The sequence below is a fragment of the Micromonospora sp. NPDC049101 genome, from assembly GCF_040648675.1.
Lineage (GTDB): Bacteria > Actinomycetota > Actinomycetes > Mycobacteriales > Micromonosporaceae > Micromonospora.
This window is the reverse complement of sequence record NZ_JBEZED010000013.1, coordinates 21,180-44,276: the sequence shown is the minus strand read 5'-3', so window position 1 is coordinate 44,276 and position 23,097 is coordinate 21,180. Positions and strand designations below refer to the sequence as shown.

The following is a 23,097-nucleotide window of genomic DNA, read 5'->3' as shown; positions in this document are numbered from 1 at the left end:
CCAACTCGCCCAGCGTCCGGGCGGCCAAATCGACGACGAAGTGCGGATCCGCGTTAGCGCCGGACTGGTCGACCAGCCACGCCGACACCTGGTTGGCGACTTCAGATCTGCACAAAGCGGGTCCGTTCCTGGAGCAGGGTTGCGGCGCCCTTGATGTCGGCGAGCCGGGTGGCGAGGGTCGCCATCGCCAGCCGTGGCGGCAACGCGGCGCTGAACTTGAGCCCCTCGACCGCCCTTTCGTTGACCTCGGGCAGGCAGATGCGCTGCTCGGCGTCTGCGGTCAGCTCTCGCCAGGCGGCCGGAGTGAGGTCCTCCCGCAGGCGGATCTGGCAGTCGTCGAACCGTTGGATTGGGTCGACCACCTCGCTGATGGTTGCCGTCAGGGTGGCGTTGGCGCGGAATCCGGCCCAGGTCCACCAGCGGAGGTCACCGTGTTCGTCCCGGCTGATGACATTGCCACCGGGGTGGACCAGGGACGATCGCTCGTCGCGCTCGGTGGCAAGCCGGTCGGTCGCGCGTTTGGTCAGCCGGACGGGTGGGTCGCTGCCCAGCAGCACATCCCGCATGGCTTGGGTCAGCTCGAAGCCAAGGCCTGCCCAGCCGCGGTTCGTCCAGCGGGCCTTGCCGCCGCCGTCTGCGGGTTCCACGTAGCAGCGCCGGCGGCGCCAGTCGACGTACACCACTCGCCAGCTCCGGCCGCCGAGGAGCACGCGGCGGTCACCATGCACCTCCTCGGTCAGCAGGCTCGGATCGATCCGGCCGAGGTCGGTGCGGCCGTACAGGACGGTGAATTCCGGTGGACTGGTGAAGACGGTCGTCATCTCCATGAAGTGCCGGTGGCCGAACCTCTTCTCCGCCTCGGGACCGATGAACAGCATGCTGCCGTCGACACTCAGGAAGCCGTGCTCCACCAGGAACCGCACCGTCGGCTCGGCGCTGCGGTCAAACGGGGACACCCCGTTCCACCACTGCTGCCACACGCGGTCGCCGACTCGGCCCTGTTGAAGGCAGAGCGCGAGGATCTGCTGGGCGACGATGTGGCGCGGCTCAGGGGGTGCTGTCACCGGCTCCACCCAGCCGCGCCCCCATAGCAGGAGCACCGCAGCGGCGACCACCAGTGAATCGCCGTCGCGGGCGAGCACGAGACAGTTGCGGACACTGCCGGATCGACGCCCGGTGCGGCCGAGCCGCTGAAGGAAGGACGCGACTGTCGACGGGGCGTCGATCTGGATGACGCGGTCCAGGTCGCCAACGTCGATGCCGAGTTCGAGGGTGCTGGTGGAGACGATGACGCAGTCGCGCGCCTCGGCGAACGCCTGCTCGGATCGGCGTCGCTCGTCGGCGGACAGGGAGGCATGCGACAGGAAGGTAGTGACCCCCCTGGCTCGTAGGAGTTGGCCCAGTTCCTCGACCGTCTGCCGGGACTCGCAAAAGACCAGGCGCTTCTCCCCCGCGTGCAGGGACGCGATGACGGTGGCGGCGTTGGGGAGCGAGCCAACGTAGTCCAGCTCGATGTCTCCTGGCGGTGTTCCGGCCGCAGCGTTCGAGTGGATGCCGGGCTCCTTCGGCGCGATGACCCGCGCCGGGCGGGCGCCGTTCCCGGAGCCCTGCAGCCAGCCCAGCAGGTCCTCCGGGTTGCCCACGGTGGCGGAGAGCCCGATTCGTTGCACCGGCGTGCCGATGACACGGGTCAGCCGCTCCAGGACGGCCAGCAGGTGCCAACCGCGGTCGTCGCCGGCGAACGCATGTACCTCGTCGATCACGACGGCGCGCAGGCCGGAGAAAAACGATCTATGTTCCACGTTGCGACTGACCAGCATGGATTCCAGCGACTCCGGGGTGGTCAGGAGGACGTCCGGCCGGCTGGCCAGGATCGCCCGGCGTCGAGGGGCGGTCACATCCCCGTGCCAAAGCGCCGCTCGCCGGCCCAGCCACTCGGTGTACCGCTCGAGTCGGGGCAGAAGATTATTCAGCAACGCCTTGAGCGGGCACAGGTACACCACGGAGGTGCCGGACCAGCCCTCGCTGGCCATCCGGGATAGCAGGGGGAAGACAGCCGCCTCGGTCTTGCCGCCGGCCGTGGGTGCGAGCAGTAGTGCGTCGTCGCCAGCGAGCAGCGGGGCGACGGCCGCCTGCTGCATCGGCCGCAGATCGGGCCAGCTGAGGGAGTTGACGATATGGTGGACGACGGCCGGGTGGAGTTGGTCGGCGGTCACGGCAGGTCCAGCGACACATCGTCGGCGCTGGCTGCGTTTCGCTCCACCTCGGTCAGCTCGGTGGTGGACAGGGTCAGCGCGTAGTCGGATCTGGGGTCGAAGTCGGGGAACTGGTCAACGCGGTCGAGCACGTCGCCGATCAGTTTCTTGAGGAACAACCGGGGCGCCACGCCGACCTTGCCGCCGAGTCGGCCGGTCAACGCAGCGGCAAGGTCGGCCACGTATGTGTCGTCGACGAGTCGGGCGATCCGGTCCGTTTCGGCGGCGTCGGCGGCGAAGATGTCCCGTACCCGCACGCCCAGCTCGCGCAGCGTTTCGGGGGTGAAGCCGGGCAACCGCAGCTGCACGGCGCGTGGGTTGTCGAAGCGAGCATCGGCGGTGAAGTCGGTGGCCAGCCGTTGCGCCAGCGGTGCTAGCCGCTGCACTCCCTGCGGACCTTCGAAGAAGGCGGGAGTTCCGGTGATCACCAGATACAGCCCGGGGAAACGGCCAGAGTCGACCTCGTCGATCAGCTGGCGCAACGCGTTCAGGGCCTTGTCGCGCACATCGGATCGGGCCCGCTGAAGGGTCTCCACCTCGTCCAGCACCACCAACAGCCCCGGGTGTCCGCTGTCGCGCAGCACGGTGAGCAGGCCCTGGAGGAAGCCGAACGCGCCGAAGTGGTCGAGCTCTCCGCGTATGCCAGCGGCCCGGCGGACAGCTGCCGCAACCTGTGGTTGGCCGCCCAGCCAGGCGACGAGCCCCTCGGCCGTCGCCGGCTCATCGCGGTGCAGCGCCGCGCGGTAGCCGCGCAGGGCGGCGGCAAAGGCGGGCGTGGTGCGGGAGACCTTGGCCAGCCGGCGCTCCAGCACGGCCTCGGCCGCATCGCCGGCTTCCTGGTCGAGCAGGAACAGCCAGGCGTCCAGCACCGCCCGCAGCGCCGAGGCGGGGAACTCGGAGGTTTGCAGCGATTCGCAGATCCGCCGGTAGACGGTTTCCAGCCGATGTAGCGGCGTTTCGGTCTCAGAGATCTGCACCTCGGCCACGGCCATACCCTCGCGCTTGGCCCGCTCGGCGAGCCAGCGGGCAAAGAAGGTCTTGCCGGAGCCGTACTCCCCCCGGACGGCCTTGAAACCGCCACCGCCAGCGGCCACCGCCGCCAGCTCGGCGTCCACGGCCGCCGTGAACCGGTCGAGCCCGACCGCGAGCACGTCCAGTCCATTTTGCGGCACCGTGCCGCGACGCAAGGCGTTGATCACCTCCTGGCGCCGCCGCGTGCTGAGTTGCATGGTCACAGCGTGACCCCGAACTGGTCCCGAAGGAGCGTGGTGTCGAGTACGACGGTGCTGCCGTCGGCGTCGCGGCTGAGTACCGGGTACTGCTCAACGTTGAGCAGCCGCTGAGCTTGGGACAGTGCCCCGGTGAGCTGGACCGTGGCTACGCCGAGCGCCGCCGCGGCGGACTCGGGGTCGAGCCGGTTCGTCGAGGTGGCGAGCAGGGCGGACAGCAGCCGGGCCACCTGGTCGTCCGTGATCGCTGCCCGGGCGGCGCGCTTACGCTGGTCGCGATAGGTGGGCGAGGCGAGGACGGCCGCGGCCACATTTGGCTGGCTCGGCTCGTCGAAAAGGGTCGGTGCCTGCGAGGTACGTGGGGCACGCGTGCCAGTCTTCGTCGGCGCAGCCGGAGCCGCGGCGGGCGTCGTGCCGCCGTTCACTGGGCCGCGCCACCAGGACGGGGATTGCGGTGGCGCGAGCCGCCATCCGTCCGGTGCCTCACCGGGGGCCAAGACGCTGATCGGCACCACGGCCTCGGCCGGGGCCGCGCCGCCGTGGTAACCGGCCTTCAGCGGCCCGTAGCGCAACCGTTCGGAGACCGCGAGGACGGCATGGCCGCCGTGCAGCAGCATTCGGCGGCCGCGTACCCGGGTCTCACCCTCGCCCGCTGGTTTGGCCGGGTCGAACGGCCGGGACCGGTTGCTGGATGCGCCCGTGGCCGCCCGAATGTGCCCCTGCCGCCGCTCGATGACGTGGCCGTGGTCGGAGGTGAGCACCACCAGCCGGCCCGCGGTGCGGGCGCGTTCCAGCAGCGGGCGCAGATGCTTGACGGTGTCCGCGGTCCACGCGGTGCCGCCAGGGTCGGACCGGTCTAGCGCGTCGTCGATCGTGTTGAGGACGCAGGCCACCAGGGCTGTGCCCGCAGTGTCGTCGATCGTGGCGGCCACGTCGTGGGCGAGGGCGTAACCGGCGGCGCTGGAGTCCAGGGACACCTTGTGGAACAGGCGCGCGGTCAGACCGTGCGCCTTCGCCAGCGCACCCAGGCCGGAGATCTCGGCCGCCTGCTCGCCCGTGGTGAGCGTTCCGCTGAACAGGCTCGTCCGGCACACAGTGGTGAGTGAGGGCAGCGGGGCGATGGCCGCGATACGCCGGTCCCGGTCACCGGGCAGGCACTCCAGCCAACTGTCGTAGCGGCGGATGACGTCGTCGATGACTTCAATGGCGACGGCTTGGCTCATTCCATCGGCCACCACCAGCAGGACCGGCCGCTGCCGCACCAGCGGCAGCACGACCGTGGGCAGGAGATCTTCCAGGTGGACCAGCCCGGCCGGGGCCGGGGCATCCTGCTCGACGTGTGTCGCCAGCGCACGACCGAACGCCTCGTCGTGGGCGTCCCGCCGCAACCGGGCCGCTTCGAGCACAGCGCGAAGCCCCTGCGCGAGCGTTTCGTCGTCCACCCCGGTCCACGCCTCGGCAGCGGCTCGGTCGGCCCAGGCGTCCTCGTCTCGCTGCCGAGCCGCCAACTCGCCGAGGTCGCCAGCGGTCGGTACCGGCCGGCTCAGCCAGCGCGCCAGGCGGACGCTGGCCATCGCTCGTGGCACCCGTACCTCGTCGCGATGCTGAGCAAGTGCGTGGCCCTCTACCTGGCTGCGGTCCTCCTCAACAGCGGGCAGCACGGCCGGGTCTACCAGGGGACCGTCCGGGCCACCGGCGGCTGCCCGGACCGCGGCCCGTTCGGCACAGCGCCGTAGCGATTCCCCGAGCACTGCGAGGCGGGCGGTGAGGCCACGCCGGATGATCGCCGACTCGCCGGCGAAGGAGCCAGCTTCGACCCGGTCGAGGAGGGTCTCCGCGCGCGCCAGCACCCGCGCGGCGGCGTCCGGCTCGGTCAAGATCACCTCCCGGGTCACCAGCTCCGCCTGCTCCGCCCACACCCCAAGGACGTGCTCTGAGAGCTGGCCGCCCACCTCCCGGCCGAGTAGGGCGCGCGGCCCGGAGCCGGCTGGCACCGCGAGTACCACCCGAGCCACCAGACCCATTGGGACCGTGTCGGCGGCACGGCCGTCCCGAAGAAGCGGCAGTACGACAGGGGCGCAGGTAGCGCACCGGTCGGCGGCCCAGGCGAGTAGCGCATCGACGAGCGCATCCCCGGCGATAACCCGCAGGTCGGCAACAGCGGTGGTGGCGTCGGCGCGGGTGCTCCAGCGCAGCACCACTGGTAGGTCAACCGGCTCGCCCACCTGTCCGAGGCCCAGCCGCAGCGCGGCCACGGCCCCGAAGGCGTGGTCGGCGGTGAGTAGACCGACCCGGGCCGGTGGCCAGCCCTCCGGTGGAGCCGCAGCCAACAGCCCGGTGGCGATCAGTTGGGCGGACGCGGCGGTGACCAGGCCGTGGTCGACACGGGTGGCCGCGAACTTGTCCTGCACGGCGGCCCACGGATCCGGCCGGCGCAGCCTCTGCCAGGCTAGGTGGGCGGTGATCCCGAGGCCTAGCTCGATCTCGTCCCGGTCGGTGAGCACGACCAGCCATCGGTCGGCGCCGCGGTCGAGCAGCGCCTCCCGCACCGCCAGCGCGGACTGGCAGCGCACGACGCGGACCGGTACACCGTTGTGGTCGAACTCGTCCGGGCCGACCCACTCCGGCTTGGCCTGCACGCCGAGCACGCCCCCGGCGTAGCGCTTGCGGGCGGCTTCGTCAAGCAGGGCGGTGATGACCGGCAGGGTCGCTGCGGCGAGGGTCACTCCTCGGCCCGCCATTCCACCGTGAACGGGCGCCCGGCCCGCTCGGCCGCGAATGCCTTCAGCTGTGTCACCGTCTCGTTCAGGTCCTCCTGGCTGGCCACGGTACGGGCTCCGCGGGCCGACCGCCGCTTGCCGTCGTCCCCACCGCCAGGGCGCGGCTTGTCGCCGCCGCTCGTCGCCCCTAGCGCCCACCGGAACGACTCGTCCTCGGCGCGCTTCAGCGCGACCAGCAGGGACTGCGCCAGCTCGTCCGTGGCAACCGCGTCGCGCAGCCGGTCGACGATGCCGAGTGCGGCGATGCCGCGCTCGCCCGTGTCACTGGCAGCGGCCTCCTGTATGGGTCGTAGCCGCTCCCACGGGAAGCTGGCAAGCCCCGAAACAAGAGTCTGCGCAGATGCCATCGACTTCGCGGTGGCTTGCGCCGTACCGGCAAGCTCGTGGCGGGCAAGGGCCTCCACCAGCGCCACCCGGTCTCGGGCTCCCGTCAGCGCGGCCACGAGTCCATGCGCCGACCTGGCCGTGGCCAGCCGGCCGGCCGTCGCACCGGCGTCGATTCCAAACCGCTGGTAGACCCGCTCTAGATCGGTGACGAGCTGCGCGGCAGCCGCCTTGGCGGCCGCCGCCCGCTCACTAACCGCCTGGGTCAGCTCGGTCACCGCCTGGCCGGTCAGGTACGGGTTGGCGACCGTGCCAAACAACACCCCCGCACGCGCCACGGCAGCTTCCCAGTCACCGGCAGCCGGCAGTGGCTCGGGACGTAGCTCCATGTCCGGCGCGAGCGACCCTGGCGCCGGGGCCGGCACCACCGGCGCGTTGTACCGGTACCAGGCGCGGGTGTGCAGCACCGCCCATGCACAGATGATCAAATCGGTGACCTCGGGACGCAGGCCCGCAGGCGGCGAGACCGCGTTGATCCAGTCGCGCAGCCGCCGGACTGCGACCGGGTCTGCGGGCGACATGCCGTCGCGGCCCATCGCAGTGGACAGCAGCATGTCCCAGCGGAACCGGTCGGAGCCGAAGAGGAAGTGTGTCTCACCCATGTGGCCGACACCGAGCGGGTTGGCGACCCGGCGTACCGCCTCACGCTTACCCGGCTCGATGAAGGCCCGGCCGTCGGGATCCTGCCCCGCGGCCTCAACGGCAGCCAGCACAGCGGCCAGGTCGGCCCGGGTCACCTCCCGCTCCTCCGGCTCGAACCGCGGATGCCCCGGGAAGGTCGCGGCGAACGACTGCTCTACAAGGTTGGCAAATGCGGCGGCCAGGTCATGTCCGACCGGGGCCGCCGGGTCGAACTCCCGGTGCAAGCTGAACAGCACCCGGTCGTGGCCATCCAGCCGCTCCAGCGTGCCGGGCGTGGCCGTGGCCGCCCCGTACGCCTCCTGAACCGCACGGCGCAGCCGCTGCCGCAGTGAGTCCCGCTGCGTCTCCAGGATGATCCCGGCCTGCACCCGGTCCGCCTCGGCGAGGTGGTCCGAGTGGGCGGTCCAACGCTCCCCCGAGCCGCCCAGCAGCCAGTCCAGGATGACCAGCCGGCCCAACTCGCGCCGCCGCTCGGTACTGAGGAAGTGCGGAACCCACACGACGGTACGGGTGGGCTTGGCCGCGGCCCTCAAAGTCTCAACCCGGTTCAGGTCCTCCAAAGAGCTGCGGCCGTCCTCGTCGAACGGGTAGTCGATGACGAACCGCCACGTGTCCGGGCCAGCCTCGAACGCCCCGTCGGTGAGCCAGTTCTGGTCCCGAACGTTGCCGAACACGACCTCGATCTCGCGCCGCGACCCCCGCCAGATCCGCGTCTGCCGGGAAACGCCGAACGCGTCGCCGTCGATGTCCTTCAGCTCCAGCTCATCCCAGATGAGCCGCTTAAGCGTCTCCCGCCGCCGGCCGTCGTTGTCCTCGCCCTTGGCCCGCTCGACGACGCTCTCATAGTCAACTTCGGCGATGCGCACCCGAACGACGGGGTTACGCGTGTCTCCCGTGATCTGGATCTCGGGCACGGCCGACTGCCAGCGGCGCAGCTTCGTCAGGGCTAGCTCACCCTCCCGTCCACGGAACGCCGGGGCGGTGATCGACCCGTGGTTGAGTGCGGCCAGCCGGGACGGTGTCAGCTCCTTCAGCGCCGGCACCTCCGGCGCGACAGCGGACAACACGAGCGTCTTAACCAGCCGATCGTCGGCCCAGAAGGGATGCTCACGGGGTAGGCCGGCAAGGTCGGTTGCCCCCAGCTTGTGCTCGCGCAGCAGCTCGGGGCGCAGCTTGTCTTGGTAGAGAGTACGGGCGTTCTTAAACCGGCCGGCCATCTCCGGAGTCAGCGCCTGATTGCCATCAACCACCAGCTCGAAGACGTCGCCGACTGGCACCACATCATCGATGGTCAGGTAGTCCCGCTGGTTCACCAGCAGCTGCTGCATCACCTTCAGCGCGGTGCGGTCACGCTGCATAGCCGAGGCGAGCGTACGCAACGTCGAGACCAGGGCCGGAGAGAACGGATAGGTACGCCGGAACGCCAGCTGGTCAGAGCCACGGTGACTGTCATCCGTGTTGAGTCCGTCCAGCAGCACATCCCACACCTCTGGCCGGCGGTCGAGCTGCTGGAACGCCTCGTCGAGGGTCGACCTCGCGGCATCGTCCTTCGGCTGCAGCAGCCGCTTCTCGGCCACATACGGCAGGTTGTCGTCACCGAGCACGATGGGCAGGAATCGCCCCTCCTGGTGCCGGAACGCCTTGTCCAACGCGTCCTGCTCGGCGCCGGCACCGCCGCCCATGTCAACGAAGTAGCGGCGCAGGTCAAGCTGCCGCGCCACAAAAGACGCGATCGGGATAGCTCGTTCGCCCAGTCCTGACTCAACCAGCTTGGTAATCTTCTGGGCTTCCCGGCCGAAAAACTCCCGGTCGCGCACGGCAAACGACAGCCACAACACCAGTTCATCGAGGAACATGACGATGGCGTCGTAGCCCAGCCCCTTGGCATGCCGGGACATCGCCGCCAGGCCCTCGTCCAGGGTGACAAACTCACCGGTCTGTGTGAACGAGGTGAAGTAGGTGCGGACCAGCGCCGAGACCAGCCTCTGCCGGGCCTCGCTGCCCGAAGCCGCCGCCCGCGCGGCGTCGTAGGACTCCGCCGTCCATGGCTCGTCCCCCTCCAGCACACCGGACCACTCGTCCGCCGCCGTCACGTGCTCGTTAAGCCCAGCGAGGAACGCATCGTCCCCGAGGCGCTTGCGCATCCGCTCACCATCGGCCAGCACCGCATCGCTGCGATGCACCGCCGGCAGGTCGCATCCCGGATGCAGCGCCAGGATCTGGGCCACGTACCCGCCGAGGATCGTCTCCTCGATGCTGCGCGCCTCCAAAAAGTGGAACGCCAGTCGCAGGACCTTCCTGTTTGCCAGCACCGAATCATGCCGCGCGACTGCGGGCTGCAGCTCCGGGATCGCCCTGGCGGCCGGCTCCCCGCCGAGCAACGCGTACAGGACAGCCATGAAATGGCTCTTGCCGGAACCGAACGAGCCGGAGAGGAACGCCGCCCGGCTCTGGTCGTCCTGGATCGCAGACGCGACCAGCCCGAGCGCGGAGTCGAATGCCTCGGCCAACGCGTCGGTGACCACGTACTCCTTGACGGTCCGAGCCAGCCGGCCCGCGCCGACTCCCTCGGTCAGCCGCAGCACGTAATCGTCGGCACCGGCAGTCTCCGGGATGCGAATAATGTCTCGCAGCAGGATGCTCATGCCGTCTTCGCCTTTCGTCCACGACCACGGTGGAGCGGGGCCGGGCGCCAGGCGGCCAGCTGCTCGCGCGTGCGCTCCACTTGTCGGCTACGCAGGTCGAGCTGCTCGTGGAAGAACTCCGCCGCCGATACCCCGCCATAGAACGCGTCCGCTTCAGTGTGCCACTGTTCCACCCAAGGCAGCAGCTCCGCGAGGCCGGCCACCAGCGGGATCAGCTTCTCGTCCGGCGCGCCCTCGGCCTCCCGCCACCTCAGCAACTGGTCAAGCGCGAACGCTTGCTGGGAGTGGTCCCAACCGGCCCAGCCGAGCACCGGGGTGGGATCGTTGTCCCGACCCGCGTCGGGATAGAGGATAAATCGCTCCTTTGGCACGTCGAGCTTGCCTCGATGCGCCCAGAACTCCTTGCGAGAAAAGTCGGCCGAGGCGTACTTCGGCGGCACTGGGTTTGGCGGGTCATCCGGGCCGCTGCCGAACTTTTCGCCATTGTCTTCTCGGCGCTGCAACGCCCAGGTGTGCTCCCACGCTTCCCGCTTGCGCAGGCCGCTCTCCGCGTACCGATAGGCGGCCAGGTAGGGCACCGCCTCCTCGGCCAACAACCGCTGCAGGCTCGCCGCCACCTGCACATCGGGGCGGCCCTCCCACAACGTCAGCACCGACACAAGCTCGGCGTCACGCGACACGTTGTCGGCGAGCTGAGCGATGCTGCGCGGGATGGGGGCACCAGCCCGGTCGAACCAGAAACGTCGGTCTTCGAGTCGGTCCAATAGCCACCGGCGCAGGGCACGCTCCTCCTGCTTCTCCCACGGATCGGCCGCCCATCGCCGCTTATTTTCCGGGCGCTCCAACAGCTTCAGGTATGGGTGTGACTCGATGAGACCGATCCGCCGATGCACAAGGTCGCGGTACGCCACCGGCCAGTTCTCGGGAGTCGTGGTGATCGGGGTGGAGCGATGTCGCTCGAACCAGGCCGTCTGCTCCTCACCCTTGCCTACGCGGCGAGCCAGCCCAATCTCAAAGGCCCGCTCGCCGAGCACCAGGCCGGGCAGGTCGTTACCAGGGTAGGTGAGATCCTCGTCGACAAGGCCGTAGAGCCAATAGACTCCCCAGTCGAGTTCCTCCTGATGCGCGACCATTTCAGCCCGCACGACTTCGGAATCGCGTCGCGCTTTGTCGAGCAAGTCGCGAGTTGGAGTTCGCGCATCCACCGTCGCCTCCGGCGTCAACTCCCTGAGCCGCCGGGCGAGCCGTTCAAGCGCCCGCCCTCTTTGGATAGGCAAGCTGGGAGGCAGCGGATACTCTTCCACGTTCGACCCATTGAACTGGTACGTCCTTTGCCAAGCTTGGTCAGCGGCGCCACCTTTTGGCTTAGTCCTATCGCGGAGCCAGCAACAGGCAGTTGAGGAGTTAAGAATCGCCACAAGACCTAGATGGTCGTCTTCCGACGCCCCCTCGGGCAGCTTTATGACGGGTGCAGTACGGTTGAATACCCTCCCACCAAAATCAAGCGCGAAATGGTTGTGGGTTGCCACCTCCGCAAATGTAATCGACATTGGTCGCAGGTAACGCGAGGCTACCCAGCGATACCAGTTCCACCATGGTTCTCCGGCTTTGGCCTTGGTGACCCCACCGAAGCCCGTTACTGAACCTAGTGTGGTCCTATATGGCCACTGCCGACGAAGCCATGGCTGCCCCGCGATGGGAACGAGTTCGGCCTTCTCGTCGTAAGGAGCGAGCGCCCAATCACCCTCCGTCACCGACCAGTCCCGGACTACGTCTCCGGTTATGGCCTGTCGAGCTAACTCATCTGGCACTTGATCCCTGCGCAGAGAGTGCCTTGGCGCAAGGAAGGCATCATCAGCACCCGGAAAGCTTGCGAAACCTACTTGGCCCGCGATCACATCTGCCAACCGCAGAGAACAAGCGCCCTCGATGGCACTCTGAAGCTCGATGGCACCGCCACCGGAAAGGGACCAGGGATGACTTGCGAGCAGCTTGCGGTCGAGGTCTGCGATGCTCACCCATTCGTTTTCGAACCCGCCTTCATCCAGATGCTCGGCAATTGAGGTCCAATATGGCCCCTTCCCCGCGTCGCCATATGAACGCGTTTCTCGAAGCCCTTTGCTCAAAACGGCCCGCACAACTCCCGTTACTGGGCGTCGATTTACGCCGATCAGAATAACCGTCGGAGTCCCATCCGTGTTGTGACCCGGAATCCACGCGCCCTCGGAGTCGATGACAAATCGTAGGTCCTTCGTCGGGATGAACTCCTCAATCAGCGGGCCACCGAACTCACGTTTCATGAAGGAGTTGCTGGTGATCTGGCCGACCCAGCCCGGCCGCTCTCCGGCCTTGGCAAGATCAAAGAACCGCTCCATGAACGGCACCGTCAACGCATACTTGCCTTTGCAGTACCGATATCGCCGGCGGTACTCCCTGTTCAGCGCCTTGTCCTTAACGGTGATGTACGGCGGGTTGCCGACCACCACGTCATATCGGCCGTTTCCCAGGATCTTTTGCAGAGCCGCCAGGTTCTCGGTCGGGTAGGCGTACGTGGCCGCGGTGCGGTCGGCGCTGTACTCCGCGCCGTACTCGATCTCAAGCTGGTCAAGGCCGTGCAGCAGCGAGTCGCCGACAGCCAGGTGGTAGTTGAACGCCGGCGCGTTCTCCAGCATTTCGTCGCCCGACGCCTGCATCGCGGCGATGGTGAGTCGGAAGCGGGCGATCGCCACCGCGAATGGATTCAGGTCCACGCCGTGGATGGCGTCGAGCGCCTTTTGCACACGGGCCCGCCGCTCCATCCCCGGAGCATTCCGCTCCCAGCGCTCACGCAGCCGGGCGAACGCCCCGAGCAGGAAGTGCCCGGACCCGCAGGTCGGATCGATCAACTTCAAACCGTCCAGCGGACGTTCGTTCAGGGCCGGCTCCAGGGTGCGGTCAAGGATGAACTTCTCGACGAACACTGGCGTCTGCTTGAGGGCATACTTCTCTTGCGCCTCAGCAGACAGGTTCTGGTACAGGTCGCCGAGGAAGCGGGTGTTCAGCGACTCGTCGGACAGGTCGCGCATCAGCTCGCCGTCCTCGTCGCGCTCCCGCCAGAAGGCCAGCAGGCGGGCTGCCGCGTCGCCGGACGGGGTGACCAGCCACAGGGCCGATATCTCGTCCACCAGTTCCCGGGTGGCCGGCATCCCCGCCAAGTACTTGATGGCATGCAGCAGCCACTCCCGGTCGGTGACGTCCGGGTTGGTCCGCGCCTCGTTGCGCAGGAACTCGGCCTGGGCAGTCAGCGCCTCCTGCCGGCGCTCCTTCGGTCCGGAGATCCACACCTGCTTGACGAGCTTGTTGTCCTCGGCGAACCGGATGAACACGGTGGTTAGGATCCAGGCGACGGCCGCCTGGGTGACACGATCATCGGACCACTCCTGCCAGGACGCCGCGGTGCGCCCGCATTGCAGGGCCTCCTGGTGTTGGTCACGCCATGCCCGATCCACCGTCGGCTGAATAGCGACCCGGCGGCGCAGGTCGTCCTCCACCGCCTTCAACTCGGCGCGTAGCTCGCCGGTCAGGCGCTCCTCAGCCGTCATGCCTTCTCCTTTTCCACCGTCGGTGCGCGCAGCCAATCGTCGTCGAGTCGCAGGAACTGCCCGCCATGGCCCAGCCGCAGCGGCATGCCGTCCAACGCCGCACCGGTCCCAGGGATCTCGGGCAGCAGCAGCCATACCGCCTGCCGGCGGCGCGTCGTCGGATCGGCCAACCGGGTTAGCACCTCGGCGTGCCCATACCGGGCCAGCGGCGCGGCGTCGGTGACCAGTACTGGTCGGGTGGCCTCGGCCACGTCGTCGGCGGCCTCGGCGATCGCGACCTCGACTTCGGGGATCACGCTACGGACCAGAGCCGCGAGGCCCTGTGCCGGCCGGCTGCCCGCCTCGGCAGCATCGGCCGCGCGTACCGCGTCCCAGGAGACGCCGCGGCGGCCGGCCTCTTCGCGCAGGGCGGCGAGCAGGATCGACGTCACGTTGACCACCCGCGCGTGGTGCCGCTCGGCCAGAGTTCGGGCGGCGGCATCGAGCCGCTGTGGGGCGACGCCGAGGGCCAGGAACGCGCGGCTGCGTACGCTGTCGACGAGCCTCGCGTCCTCCTCGGTGGCGGCGTTTCTGGCGGCGGTGGCGACTTCGATGGCCACCACCGATGCGCGGCTGGCCAGCGTGGTGTCGCTGCGGCGGGACGGCACGGCGTAGTGCTCGCCGTCCCAGCGCAGCGGCAGCCCAGCGTCGCTGACCACCCGGTCCAGCCGCGGTCTGGCGGGCAGCGCCGGCAGGTCGGGGAAGCGGGCGCGGACCCGATCGGCCAGGTCCTGCACTGTCAGCTGCTCCGAGGGGGCCAGTCCGCCGAGGGCGATCCGGACGGCGGCGGCTGGGTCGAGGCCGCGATCATGTAGCTCACCCCGGCGCGACGCGGCAGCCCGAGTGGACAGCCGCGCCGCAATCCGAACCAGCCGGACGTCGTCCGGTGCGGCCGATCCGGAGGGCCAAGCCGAACGCAACCGTGCCGCCGCCCGACCCACCGGCACGATGTCTTCGCCGGAGTCCACGGCCCGAGTGACTAGGTCGTTCGCGCGCCCGCCTAGCGCGTCGGCGATGTCGAGCAGAGCCGGCTCGGTGGCCACAAGATGCCCTCGGCCGCCCCCGCGCCGGCGTCGCACGATCGGCGGCGCATCACCGCCGCCCCGCTCCACGATCTCGGCGCGGTCGAGGGCCAGGCGCAGCAGCCCGGCGACAATCCGGACCGACCGCCGTTCCCCCGGCTCTGTTGCCAGTGCTGCGGCGACTTCATCGGCGAGTGCGAGGCCGCCGAGGCCTGCGAGGACTTCGTAGGCCCGGCCCAGGATTGCATCCAGCCGGCTCCGGGCGGCGGCGTCGGCGGCCCAGGTCTCCTGCAGGTCGGCCAGCACCCGCGACACCTGCGGCTGCCCGCCGAGGCCGAGAACGGGGGCGAGGTCGGTCACTGATGCGAACGCGTCGGTGGCGGACGCGTCGTCGTCCAGGCCCAGCAGCCGCCCCACGTACCGCTGACGGGTGGGGGTACGGGCCACCCGCAGCAGCAGGTCTGCTGCGCTGGATGGGTCGGCGATCGGGTCTGCGGCGGCTCGGTCCGGCATCGGCACGCGACCAGTGGTCGGGCCAAACCGCTCCCGCCACTGCTTGGCTCGGCTGCGGACCTCCCGGCGTGTGGGGTCGGCCACGCCACGCAGGCGCGACAACAGCCCGGGGTCGACGGCGGCGAGGTCGCCGACGGTGTTCAGCCGCAGTGGCTCCAGCGCCGACAGGGCCCGAGCCGACAGGCCGGACACCGCCAGCGGGGTCGAGGGCCGGGCCGCCGCCGCGACATCGTCGGCGTCCTTGGGAACTGTTGTGGCCGGGTGGGTGAAGACGGAACGCCACGCGCCCAGCATTTCCGTCGCGGTGTGAAAGCGTTCGCGGGCGTCCCGTCGCAGTGCGCGGCGAAAGAAGTCGACCAGCGCGCTGGCCACGCTCGGGTCGAACAGGCCGGGATCGATCGTGGCCTCGTCGGGGATCACGGCCGGGTTGGAGCGGCCGTCGCCATAGCGGGGTGCTTGGCCGGTGGCCATCTCGAAGAGGGTGACTGCGGCCCCGTACCGTTCGGCGGCTGAGTCCCAGGTGGGCCGGGCTGCCGTGCCGAGGAACGGGTCGAGGTACGGCGGGGTGCCGGCCTCGATTGCCGAGGCGCCGGCCCGCGACAGCGAAAAGTCGAACAGCACAAGGTGCTTGGCCCGGTCGCTTCGTTGCTCGCGTACCCCCAGGTTGGCCGGTTTGATGTCGCGGTGGTCGACGCCGGCCTTGTCGAGCGCCACCACCGCTTCCAGCACGTCGGTGCCGTAACGCTCCAGCAGGTCCAGCGACAGTCGAGGCCGCTCCCGCAGGACCCCCGCGAGCGTGGTTTCACCCGCGCTCTCTAGCAACAAGGCGGTGCGGTTGCCCACCCGCAGCGGCTCCGGCTCCACCAGGCGGATCAGCCGCGCATGGTTGACCTTCGCCAGCGCCGTCAGCACCTCGGCTTCGCCCTGCAGACGGGCCGCCGCGGTGTCGTCGAGCGCTACCTTGAGCACGCGGCGCTCGCCACCGGCCGCCCGGTCAGCCACCAGCATCCCGACTGCGGTCGAGCCCGAGCCCAGCCGGCCCACCAGCTCGAACCGCTGGCCAAGCAGCATGCCAGGGGCAGCCTCCAGCGGGTCTGTCACCACCCCGGCGGCGCTCGCCTGGGTTTCCCGGTCTACCTGATCGAGCTGGGCGAGGAATGCCTGCACATCGCTGAGCCGCTCTCCGACCACCGGCCGGGTTGCATTCAGCACGAGCTGCCGCAGGCTCGCAGGCACTTCGGGCACATCGGCCACTAGGTCCAGACCGCCGTCGCGGGTCAGCCGGTCCCGCAAGTCGAGGGCGCTACCGGCCGGCGGACGCCCGGCCACGATGTGATAAGCCATCGCGCCGAGGGCGAACACATCCAGCCGGACCCGGTCAGCGTCGCGGTTCCAGCGCCCCTCTGGGGCAAGGTAGGCGTGCGCCCGCTGCTGTTCGGGGTCCGCAGCCGCACGCCCCTCGAGTGCCGCGAATAGGCGGGTGGCCACTTCCCCCGAGACGGGGCTGCCGCCCGGGGTGCGGCTGGCCCCGGCTTTGTCGGCCCCGGCGACCTGCCAGTCACCCAGCCGTACCTCAATCTCGTCACCGCTGCGGTGCACCAGAACCGCAGCCGGAGTCAGGCCGCGGTGTACCACGTGGTGGCGGTGGGCGTAGGCCAGCGCCTCTGAGAGCTGTCGGATCATGAGCACCCGGTTGACCAGCGTCAGTGAGTCGCCGTGGTCGTCGAGCCACAGGTCCAGCCTGCGAAAATCGTCGTCACGGGGATAAACCAGCCCCACCCCCAGCTCGTCCTCGACCAGGTCACGCGGGCACAGCACCCAGTCGTGGTGCAGCCGACTGGTTAGCGCGTACTCGCGCTCGGCGAGCTGGTGGATGCCCCGCCGTTCGGCCTCGGAGGCACCCGGCCGGCTGACGAAAAAGCGCACTCTGGCCTGATCGCGGCGGGCCAGCCGATGCTCCACCGGCCAGTCCTGCCAGCCGTCCCCCTCGGCCAGAGGCGGGCCGACCAGCCGCCAAGAACCCACCTCCCGCTCCCGGCGCAGGGCGAAGCCGATCCGCTCGAACAGGGCCACCAGCAAATCGTCCTGGTCGATCAATCCGGCCCGCCCGCCGGGCAGCGGCGGCTCCAGCAGCCGCTGGGCGATGCTGGGCAGCCCACTACGCGCCTGCTGGTCATCCCGGCCGAACAGGTCGGTGGCCTCGCTGGGCGGCAGCGCGCACCGCCCGTCGGGTGCGTGCAGGAACACGCTGTGCTGGATGTAGGGGATGTGCCGGGAGTCCAAGTTCGGCTGCAGCTGGCGCAGCGCGTCGGTGATCACGCCTTTGAGTCGCTGGGCCTTGCGACGCGCGAGCAGCAGCGGCGAATCCTCGCTCCGCCCGCCGCGCTGCCAACGGTACGCATTGCCGGTGATCGTGCCTTGGTAGTGCTTCAGCTCGACGAGGTGCAGCCGGCGTTCTCCGAGCACTAGGGCGTCGACTTCGTACCATTTGCCGTCTCGGTCACGAAACTCGAAGTTCGTCCAGGCATGGAACGGGCTGCGGTCGGGTAGCAGCTCGCGCAGGTGCGCCAGCCCTTCCCGCTCGTGCAGGAACTCGGACGGGGTGACCTCGTGCCACAACCGGCTGTCCTCCCGCACGCCTATCCCCCATCGCACACGCTTCATCATCGACGCTGGCAGGCAGCGCTGACCCATCCTGCCAGAGGAGGCTGAGGTGCCACATCGCCGGCACAGGCATGGTTGACCATGAGGCCGCCCCATTGAAGCGGAAGTTTCATCAGCTACGACCGGTTTCACCTGAGACAGAGCAGGACGGCCTATTGCCGCAGTGCCCGACGTAACGTAGTCGGTCAATTAAACGACAGTTAGGCCGGACGTATAGCGCCACGTCGACGCGGAACGACCGACGCGGATGCTTCGGCGGCGGCGTGGGAGAGTTCGGGGAGAACGGCGCCGTAGAATTTGGCGGTGAAGTGTGGGCTGGAGTGGCGGAGCCGGTTGGAGATGACTTTCATCTGAACACCGGCGGCGAGGCCCATGGTGGCGGCACCGTGTCGAAGGTCGTGAAGCCGGATGGGTGGCAGCCCGGCTTGCCTGGCGAGGTGGTGGAAGTGGTCGGTGACGTCGGCAGGGTGGAGCCGCCCACCGGTACGCGTGGTGAACACGAGCCCGGTGGTGGTCCAGGCGGCACCGGCGGCGAGGCGTTCGCGGTGTTGCCGGGCGAGTTGAGCGCGTAGGACGGCGACGGTCTCGGTGTCGAGAGCAACCGCAGCCTCGCTGTCGGTGGTTTTGGGGGTGTCGATGGCGGTGGCCCAGCCGTGCTGGACGAGTTGCCAGCTGACGGTGAGGGTGGCGGCGTCGAGGTCGAGGTCGTCCCAGTGCAGGCCGCAAGCTTCGCCTCGGCGCAGGCCCGTGAAGGTGATGAGGTGGTAGAGGGCGTAGAGCCGGTCGCCGGCGTCGTGGGTGTGGTCGAGGAATCTGCCGGTGTGCTCGGGAGTCCAGATCATGACGGGGCTGGGGGTCTTGCCGGTGTCGCGCCAACTGCGGATGCGTTGGTCGGTCCAGATGGTGGGCTTGGGTGGTCGGGCTGTGGGTAGTTCGACCATGAGGGCGGGGTTGGTGTCGATGTAGCGGTGGCGGCGCATCGCGTCGTTGAGGGCCTTGCGCAGGGTGGCGTGGATGACGTGCAGGGTCCGGTTGCCGACGATCCGCTGGTTCTTGACCTGGTCGCGGCTGGCGGGGTCGCGGCTAGCGCGCAGGGTGGCGATGGTGGTGTTGCGTTCGGCGATGGCGTCGTACATGGCGTCGATGTGGCCGGGACGGAGCCGGTCGATGCGCAGGTGGCCGAGGTACGGGACCAGGTACAGCCGAATGTGCCCTTCGTAGGAGCGCAGGGTCCCTGCCTTGATGTTCTTGCGTCCGGCGAGCCAGTCGGTCAGGTAGGCCTGCATCGTGGGCAGTTCGGTGGGAGTGATGTCCAGGTGCAGCGCCCGCCGGACCTGATCCGGGTTGGGGACGGGCGCGCCGGTCTTGACGGCGGTTTCGATGAGGTCACCGGTCTTGACGGTGGTGTGCGGGTCGGTGGGGTCGGGGACGGCAAGCACGGCGCGGATGCGGTCGAGGACGGCGTCGGCGTCGGCCTGGGTGGCGTAGGGGCCGTGGCGCAGTGGGCGGCGGGTGCCGTCGGCGCGGGCGGGCATTTCGATCTGCCAGTGCCAGTGGCCGTGGGTGCGGGACCAGCCGCCGCCGGGCCGGCGAAGCTGGGGGCAGGAGCGTCCCAGTCGCCGGCCCGTGACGCTGTCGCGGCAGCCGCAGCGTTTGAAGGTGGATCCCTTCACTCATCGTCTCCTGGATGCTTCGTATGGTGCCGCCAGCGGTGTCGGGTGGAATCCGCTGGCGGCGGGGTCATCGCATCCACGCTCACCTTCGCGTCGGCTTCAAGTCGCCCGCCGCCGCCGGCTGCGGCGGGGTCGGGTTGGAGGAGGTGGAGCAGCGCGGCGACCGGCACGATGATGCGGCTGCCGGCCCGGATCAGCGGTATAGGGAACTGGTTGGTGGCGGCGAGCCGGTACGCCTGGGATCGGCTGATCCCGAGCACCGAGGCGGTGGTGGCGAGGGTGGTGGTCACGCCGAGGGCACGGATGCGGTCGATCGTCCACACCTGCCCGACGCTGGGCGCGGTGGTTCTGTCGGTCGTCGTGCGGGTTGTCTGGTCAGCGGGGTTCGTTGGGCTGTTCATGATCAGGCTTCTCCTGGTTATGAGATGGGATGGCTGTGCGGTAGGGGCGGGGTAGCCCTGTCGGGGTCGACCGGCGCAGGGGTGGCTGCTCCGCCACCATCGCGCCGCTCCGGTGCCAGAGGCGGTGACGTCGGGTTGGTCGGCATGACCGGGCTCACGATCAGTCCGGGTGGTGCCGACGACTCGACCTTGAGGGTCTTGAGGAGTTCGGATATTCGGGTGTTGGACACGGTGTGACCGGCTGTGCGGAGGGCTTCGGCGAGCGCTGCCCGGGTGAGTGCCTGGCCGTCTGCGGAGAGCCGGTCCCGGACCTTTCGCGCCGCTGGCAGCAGCTCGGTCACCGCGCGGGACGGTCCCCGGTCCGTTCGCTGCCGCCGTTCCCGTCCGCCCCCGTGACGACGAGCATCCGATGAGCGGACGGTCCGGTTGCTGGACCGCTCCCCCGCCGTGACGGCGGACCGCACGTTCTCGTCAGGTCCGCTGTCCGGACGGGTCGATCCGGCCTCATCCGGTCGGCTGTCCACAACCGCCAGGGCAGGGGCGGGCGTGGCGGTGCTGGTCCGGCCGAGGGCGATCTTGACCATGACGAGGAAACCGAGCGCGGGTACGGCGGCGGTGATCCAGCCGATGACCGAGGGTTCGGCCTCGACGACCTGCGCCGCTAGAGACAGGGTGACCGCACACGCCAGCACGGTGGCCGGGAACACGGTGGAGGTGTGAGCGCGTTTGCGGCGGCGTAGTTCCAGGCCGGAGGCGATGGACATCAGCTCCAGGACGATCGCGTCGGCCCAGGCCAGCCAGCCGGGTTGGCCGTGCGCGGCGGCTACGTTGTGCACGTGGGTGAAGCTGGCCGCTCCGGCTGCGCCGCCAATGGCCAGCATGATGACGACCTGGACGACGCCCTCGACGCGGCTACCCCGCAGCCCCGCGTTCGGGTCAATGGCCGGTGCCGTCGTGGCCCATCACCTCCTCGACCCAGACCGGAATAATGACCCGTCCGCCTGTCACAAGAGGCCGGATCGGATGGCGGACCGACCCGGCGTCAGGCAACCATCGAGACGGGGACCGCACGCTCACCGCGGACCGCCCGCCGCAGACGCGGGACCGGGATGCGGTCCCGCGGCTGTGGGAGCGGACGTTTGGTGCTTTCACAGATCTGTCAGCATCGGCCGAACTGCTCACGACAGATCCGTGACAGACGCCGGCCGTTGCTGTCCGATCCGCAGTGGAGGTACTGTCCGCCGCCGTCGTGCCGTCGCCAATCACGCGGCCTCACCCGCCCGGCTGGAGACGTCAACGACGTAACCGGCCAGATCAGCCAGCCGCAGCCGCTGCCCTTCCCCGCCGGCCACGGCCCACACCGCCTCCGCTGGGCCCAGGCCGGCCGTCACGGCGTGGTCACGGGCCCCGGTAGCAATCGGCACCGGCAGCGGCACGTCGGCCAGCACGCGGCGTAGGTTGCGCTCCCGGGCGGCCGAGTGCAGCCAGAACAGCACCGGCCACATCCGCCCGAGCGTCCCGAACAGCTCCTGATAGCCGTCCACCTTGCCGGCCAGGATCGACAACTGCTCGGCGCCGGTGTCGTACTCGACGAAGAACGGCACCTCGACACCGTTCTCGACCCACCGCCCGTAGCCGTCTGGGCGCACCCGCGGCTGATACGCCCGCACCAGCCCCGGATCCTGCCGGCTGGTGAACGTTCCGGCGCGCTGGCATGCCGCCTCCGGCAACCACTCCACCAAGCCGGTGCCCGGATGGGTCCGGGAGTGCCCGGCCAGGTCGGTGAAGAAGCCATTCACCCCAAGGCGGTGGCCGAGGCTGCGGGTCGAGGTCCAGCGTCGCCGCTCCACCCGGGCGTGGTCGCGCCGGGGTGGGCGTTCGTCCCGGCTGGCCGCGACGACCTCAGCGCCGAGCTGATCTATCACGTAGTGGTACGGGTACGAGCCGCCGTCGGCGCGCTGTGGCCGGAACCGGGCCACCAGCCGCAATCGGTACAGGGTCCGCAGCCGCCGCTGACAGAAATCGAGGGACGGGAACAGGGCGGTCGCAATCTGGAACGACGTCAACACGCCGTGGTCGTACAACCAGCCCAGCAGCACACGGTCACGGCCGGTCAGCTGGGACTGGACCCGAAGGACCGGATCATCCACCGGCTACCACCTCCTCTCCGGGTAGCGGATGCCAGCCCCAGGGGGAGAGACCCGAGACCAGGCAGGGTCTGTCGCAGGACAAGCCGACGGCGCTGACAGACGGACTGACCTGCGGTGTGAGAGGAAACAGGGGGTCCGTTCGGGGGTCCGGCTGAAGACTGACGTCAACGCTGACGCCAAGCCCGACCCCCGAACGGGGACCAAGCCGGAACTCGTCACTGCCAATGCCTACGGCAGTAGGTAAAGGTGTCGGCGGAAGCACGAGAACTCCTTGATTGAGGGTGTGAATTGTGGTGTTGCTGGCGTCGTCGGGTCTCCGGGCCGCCGGAGCGAAAAGGATCCGGTGAGATGCACCCGGCACCGCCCCTGCCGTGGTCGCCGTCGGAGGCGCACGCCTGCCGGCACGGAGCAGCAGCGAGACGAATGGCCTTGGGAAGGCGGTGCGGGCGTCTGCTTCTCGCCGAGCGCGGAGGTAGCCGTTGGCGGGGTGAGGGCTAGCCTCTGGGGTCATGTCCGACCCTGCGTCGCGTCCATTGCTGTTCCTTGACGTGGACGGCACCCTCATCCCGTTCGGCACACCCAGGGCGGCTCAGCCGGGCAGGCCGCATGGCCACACCCAGGGAGCGGTCCTACCGGCCGACGCCCATCCCCTGCTGCACAAGGTCGATCCAGAGCACGGCCGCCGGCTGAAGGCCCTGCCATGTGATCTGGTGTGGGCGACGACCTGGACGAGCGACGCGAACGACGTGCTCGCGCCCCTGCTCGGGCTACCGACCCTGCCGGTCGTGGACTGGCCCGACTCTGACGAGGTTGGCGTCCTGCACTGGAAGACCCGTGGGCTGGTCGAGTGGGCGCACGGACGCCCCTTCGTCTGGGTCGACGACGAGATCTCTCACGCCGATCAGCAGTGGGTATTGACTCATCACCACGCCCCGGCCCTGCTGCATCGGGTCGACCCACGTCGCGGGCTGACCGAGCACGACTTCACAGTCATCGAGAGCTGGCTCAGCCGGGCGCGGTAGGGCGAGCTCCATACCGTCGCAGTCGACGGGCTGTCTGGCCACTCGAAACTGATGTTGGCGAACGGTGCGCCGCAACGGCGACACCGGTAGCCGGCTG

Annotated in this window: 10 protein-coding genes and 1 pseudogene; 1 reads left to right on the top strand and 10 read right to left on the bottom strand. The window is 69.4% G+C overall.

Annotation, left to right across the window (positions count from 1 at the left end):
* Positions 1-101: 101 nt before the first annotated feature.
* The 10 genes and pseudogenes from AB0B57_RS19295 to AB0B57_RS19250 all read right to left on the bottom strand — a co-directional run bounded on the left by AB0B57_RS19295 (position 102) and on the right by AB0B57_RS19250 (position 21,978).
* Entirely contained in the window at positions 102-2,216 is a 2,115-nt protein-coding gene (locus AB0B57_RS19295; protein WP_357071147.1) for a DEAD/DEAH box helicase, read from the bottom strand.
* Positions 2,213-3,484: a BREX system ATP-binding protein BrxD gene (brxD, locus tag AB0B57_RS19290; protein ID WP_357071144.1), complete on the bottom strand. Its 1,272-nt coding sequence runs from the start codon at positions 3,482-3,484 to the stop codon at positions 2,213-2,215. Before brxD ends, AB0B57_RS19295 begins: the two co-directional genes overlap by 4 nt.
* Before the next feature lie 2 nt (positions 3,485-3,486).
* The gene (pglZ, locus tag AB0B57_RS19285) at positions 3,487-6,225 is read right to left on the bottom strand and encodes a BREX-2 system phosphatase PglZ (protein ID WP_357071141.1); all 2,739 of its coding nucleotides are present in this window, start codon (positions 6,223-6,225) and stop codon (positions 3,487-3,489) included.
* Entirely contained in the window at positions 6,207-9,935 is a 3,729-nt protein-coding gene (locus AB0B57_RS19280) for a DUF6079 family protein (protein WP_357071138.1), read from the bottom strand. Before AB0B57_RS19280 ends, pglZ begins: the two co-directional genes overlap by 19 nt.
* The gene (gene pglX, locus AB0B57_RS19275) at positions 9,932-13,516 is read right to left on the bottom strand and encodes a BREX-2 system adenine-specific DNA-methyltransferase PglX (protein ID WP_357071135.1); all 3,585 of its coding nucleotides are present in this window, start codon (positions 13,514-13,516) and stop codon (positions 9,932-9,934) included. The genes AB0B57_RS19280 and pglX overlap by 4 nt, the downstream gene beginning before the upstream one ends.
* Positions 13,513-17,886, bottom strand: coding sequence for a BREX system serine/threonine kinase PglW (gene pglW / locus AB0B57_RS19270; protein ID WP_357071131.1), 4,374 nt, complete (start codon positions 17,884-17,886; stop codon positions 13,513-13,515). The genes pglX and pglW overlap by 4 nt, the downstream gene beginning before the upstream one ends.
* A 68-nt stretch (positions 17,887-17,954) precedes the next feature.
* Positions 17,955-19,427: a tyrosine-type recombinase/integrase gene (locus AB0B57_RS19265; protein WP_357071128.1), complete on the bottom strand. Its 1,473-nt coding sequence runs from the start codon at positions 19,425-19,427 to the stop codon at positions 17,955-17,957.
* Entirely contained in the window at positions 19,424-19,828 is a 405-nt protein-coding gene (locus AB0B57_RS19260; protein ID WP_357071125.1) for a hypothetical protein, read from the bottom strand. The genes AB0B57_RS19265 and AB0B57_RS19260 overlap by 4 nt, the downstream gene beginning before the upstream one ends.
* A pseudogene (locus tag AB0B57_RS19255) lies at positions 19,803-20,709 on the bottom strand (DUF2637 domain-containing protein). The gene AB0B57_RS19260 and the pseudogene AB0B57_RS19255 overlap by 26 nt, the downstream one beginning before the upstream one ends.
* Before the next feature lie 381 nt (positions 20,710-21,090).
* Entirely contained in the window at positions 21,091-21,978 is an 888-nt protein-coding gene (locus AB0B57_RS19250) for a replication-relaxation family protein (RefSeq protein ID WP_357071122.1), read from the bottom strand.
* Positions 21,979-22,487: 509 nt separating this feature from the next.
* On the opposite strand from AB0B57_RS19250, the gene AB0B57_RS19245 reads away from it, so the two are divergent.
* Positions 22,488-23,000: an HAD domain-containing protein gene (locus tag AB0B57_RS19245; RefSeq protein WP_357071118.1), complete on the top strand. Its 513-nt coding sequence runs from the start codon at positions 22,488-22,490 to the stop codon at positions 22,998-23,000.
* Positions 23,001-23,097 lie beyond the last annotated feature (97 nt).